Source organism: Oleiphilus sp. HI0061, from assembly GCF_001635675.1.
Genome location: NZ_LWFE01001385.1, coordinates 1 through 3,218 on the forward strand (window position 1 = coordinate 1; position 3,218 = coordinate 3,218).

Annotated in this window: 9 protein-coding genes; all 9 read right to left on the minus strand. The window is 45.2% G+C overall.

What is annotated here, in order from left to right; genetic code table 11:
* A partial coding sequence (gene rplX / locus A3735_RS21755; RefSeq protein WP_068638630.1) for a 50S ribosomal protein L24 occupies positions 1 to 229 on the minus strand: 229 nt, incomplete at its 3' end.
* Between the two features lie 16 nt (positions 230 to 245).
* Entirely contained in the window at positions 246 to 614 is a 369-nt protein-coding gene (gene rplN / locus A3735_RS21760) for a 50S ribosomal protein L14 (RefSeq protein ID WP_068508534.1), read from the minus strand.
* Between the two features lie 26 nt (positions 615 to 640).
* A complete protein-coding gene (gene rpsQ, locus A3735_RS21765; protein ID WP_068508559.1) occupies positions 641 to 910 on the minus strand; it encodes a 30S ribosomal protein S17 in 270 nt (89 codons plus the stop codon).
* 2 nt (positions 911 to 912) lie between these two features.
* A complete protein-coding gene (rpmC, locus tag A3735_RS21770; RefSeq protein WP_068508532.1) occupies positions 913 to 1,104 on the minus strand; it encodes a 50S ribosomal protein L29 in 192 nt (63 codons plus the stop codon).
* Positions 1,104 to 1,517: a 50S ribosomal protein L16 gene (gene rplP / locus A3735_RS21775; protein ID WP_068508522.1), complete on the minus strand. Its 414-nt coding sequence runs from the start codon at positions 1,515 to 1,517 to the stop codon at positions 1,104 to 1,106. Before rplP ends, rpmC begins: the two co-directional genes overlap by 1 nt.
* 11 nt (positions 1,518 to 1,528) lie before the next feature.
* Positions 1,529 to 2,212 carry a 30S ribosomal protein S3 gene (gene rpsC, locus A3735_RS21780; RefSeq protein ID WP_068508520.1) on the minus strand — a complete coding sequence of 228 codons (684 nt, stop codon included), beginning with the start codon at positions 2,210 to 2,212 and terminating at the stop codon, positions 1,529 to 1,531.
* An 11-nt stretch (positions 2,213 to 2,223) separates the two neighbouring features.
* A complete protein-coding gene (rplV, locus tag A3735_RS21785) occupies positions 2,224 to 2,562 on the minus strand; it encodes a 50S ribosomal protein L22 (protein WP_368664608.1) in 339 nt (112 codons plus the stop codon).
* 12 nt (positions 2,563 to 2,574) lie between these two features.
* On the minus strand, positions 2,575 to 2,850 hold the full coding sequence (gene rpsS / locus A3735_RS21790) for a 30S ribosomal protein S19 (RefSeq protein WP_068508516.1): 276 nt from the start codon (positions 2,848 to 2,850) through the stop codon (positions 2,575 to 2,577).
* Between the two features lie 20 nt (positions 2,851 to 2,870).
* Positions 2,871 to 3,218: 50S ribosomal protein L2 (rplB, locus tag A3735_RS21795; RefSeq protein WP_068638632.1), on the minus strand; the 348-nt coding region annotated here is incomplete at its 5' end.

The window sequence follows — 3,218 nt, forward strand, 5'->3', positions numbered from 1 at the left end:
TGGTTGTTGGATTAAAAATCGCAACATTAGAAGCCTGAATTGGCGCTTCTTTCTCAACAATGCCACCTGGCGTACCCAGCATTGGGTTAGGCTTAGTGTGGCGCTTAATCATGTTGATTCCAGAAACGACCAAACGGCCATCCTTCATCACACGATTAACTTTACCACGCTTACCGTTGTCCTTGCCTGCTATGACAATCACTTCATCGTCACGTTTGATCTTTTTCATAACCGGCCTCTCGTCCTTAAAGCACTTCAGGTGCTAAAGAAATAATTTTCATGTACTTATCGCCGCGCAACTCACGAGTTACAGGACCAAAAATACGAGTTCCAATCGGTGCATCACTAGCGTTTAACAACACAGCAGCGTTACCATCGAATTTAATTAAAGAGCCATCTGGGCGACGTACACCACTACGCGTACGCACTACCACAGCACTCATGACATCGCCTTTTTTGACTTTGCCGCGAGGTATAGCTTCTTTTACAGTGACTTTAATTACATCACCAATTCGTGCATAACGACGATGTGAACCACCCAGCACTTTAATACACATTACTCGACGCGCACCGCTGTTATCGGCCACATCTAGCATACTTTCCGTCTGAATCATCGTTGTTCTCCAAACCTTACCAGGGGTTAAACGTTAGATGCTTTTTCATCGATGTTTAGTAACGTGAAAGACTTTGTCTTCGAAAGAGGACGCGTCTCTTGAATTGTTACTACATCGCCGATGTTGCATTCGTTATTCTCATCGTGAGCATGTACCTTGGTAGAACGCTTAACGTACTTACCGTAGATTGGGTGCTTTACACGACGCTCAATCATCACAGTGATTGACTTATCCATTTTGTTACTAACAACTTTACCATTTAAGGTACGAGCTGTGTTCTGTGCAGTATCAGTCATAATCATTCACCTGCCTTTTGCGTCAATACAGTTTTAATGCGTGCAATGTCGCGTCTATTCTGACGAAGTAAATGAGACTGATTCAACTGACCAGTAGACTTGCGTAGACGCAAGTTAAACTGCTCTTTAAGCAAACCAAGAAGATCCTGATTCAACTCGTCTACAGACTTACTTGTTAATTCACTTGCTTTCATTACATCACCGTCCTTTCAACAAAGGTTGTCGAAACAGGTAATTTTGCAGCTGCAAGAGCGAATGCTTCACGCGCCAGCTCTTCCGGCACACCTTCAATTTCGAATAAAACTCGACCTGGCTGAACCTGGGCAACCCAATATTCAACACTACCTTTACCTTTACCTTGACGAACTTCTAAAGGCTTTTGCGTAATCGGCTTGTCAGGAAAAATTCGGATCCAGATCTTACCACCACGCTTAACTTTTCGAGAGATCGTACGACGAGCCGCCTCAATCTGTCGTGCAGTAATACGCCCGCGATCGGTACACTTAAGACCATATTCGCCGAAGCTTATCTTTGCACCGCGCTGAGCCAGACCGCGGTTACGGCCTTTCTGCATTTTTCTAAATTTGGTACGTTTTGGTTGTAGCATTACTTGGCCCCTTACTTAGCAGCTTTCTTCTTGGTAGCTTTCTTCTCAGCACGTACCTGTTCGATACCACCCAGAATCTCGCCCTTGAAGATCCAAACTTTAACGCCAATAATGCCGTAAGTGGTATTTGCCTCATGCGTTGAGTAATCAACGTCTGCACGCAATGTATGTAGAGGCACACGACCTTCACGATACCATTCACTTCTAGCTATCTCAGCACCACCCAAACGACCACCAAGCTGTATCTTGATACCCTTCGCACCTTGACGCATTGCATTTTGAACTGCACGCTTCATTGCACGACGGAACATAACACGACGTTCCAATTGGCTAGCTACACCTGCAGCAACCAACTTAGCATCCAAGTCTGGCTTACGAATTTCCTCGATATTGATGTGAACCGGAATCCCCATCATTTCGCCAATCTCTTTGCGAAGCTTTTCAACATCTTCGCCTTTCTTACCGATTACGATACCAGGACGCGCAGTGTGAATTGTCACACGAGCGTTCTGAGCTGGTCGCTCGATAGTGATCTTGCTAACTGACGCTCTTTCAAGCTTTTTCATCAAATACTCACGTACCTGAATGTCGTTTAGCAAGTACTTAGCGTAATCACCTTTCTCTGCATACCAAACGGAGTTGTGGTCTTTCACAATACCCAGTCTGATACCAGTAGGATGTACTTTCTGACCCATCTTAGTATCTCCTAGTTATCGGCCACTTTGACCGTGATATGACAGGTGCGCTTGAATATTCTATCAGCACGACCTTTCGCACGTGGTCGGATTCGTTTCATAGTTGGGCCTTCATCAACAAATACTGTTGAAACTTTAAGCTCATCTACGTCCAAACCATCGTTATGCTCTGCATTTGCGATAGCCGACTCCAACACTTTCTTCATAAGGGCTGCAGCTTTCTTAGTGCTGAAAGTTAAAACTTCCAACGCCTCTTCTACACCCTTTCCTCGGATCTGATCTGCTACCAAACGTGCCTTCTGAGCAGATAGACGAGCACCTCTATGCTTTGCAGCTACTTCCATCTCAATATCCTCTCAGAATTATCGCTTCGCTTTCTTATCGGCATCATGACCCCGATAAGTACGCGTTGCAGCAAATTCACCTAATTTATGACCAACCATATCTTCGGTTACATAAACAGGAACGTGTTGACGTCCGTTATGAACCGCAATAGTCAGGCCTACCATCTCAGGAAAAACAGTTGAACGACGAGACCAAGTCTTAATTGGTTTCTTGTCACCTTTTTCCAGAGCCGTTTCTACTTTCTTCAATAAATGAAGGTCTATAAATGGACCTTTTTTCAAAGAACGTGGCACAGCGTAACCCTCTTAGTTAATTACTTAGCCGACCGACGACGTACTATCATCTTGTCAGTGCGTTTGTTCTTGCGAGTTTTATAGCCTTTAGTAGGTACACCCCAAGGAGTAACAGGGTGACGACCACCAGAGGTTCGCCCTTCACCACCACCATGTGGGTGGTCAACTGGGTTCATAACAACACCACGCACCGTTGGTCGAATACCGCGCCAACGTGATGCACCCGCTTTACCTAATTGCCGTAGGCTGTGCTCACTGTTTGAAACCTCACCCAAAGTAGCTCGACATTCAACAAGAACCTTACGCATTTCACCAGAACGCAAACGAAGAGTTGCATAAGCACCTTCTCTTGCTACTAGCTGCGCAGA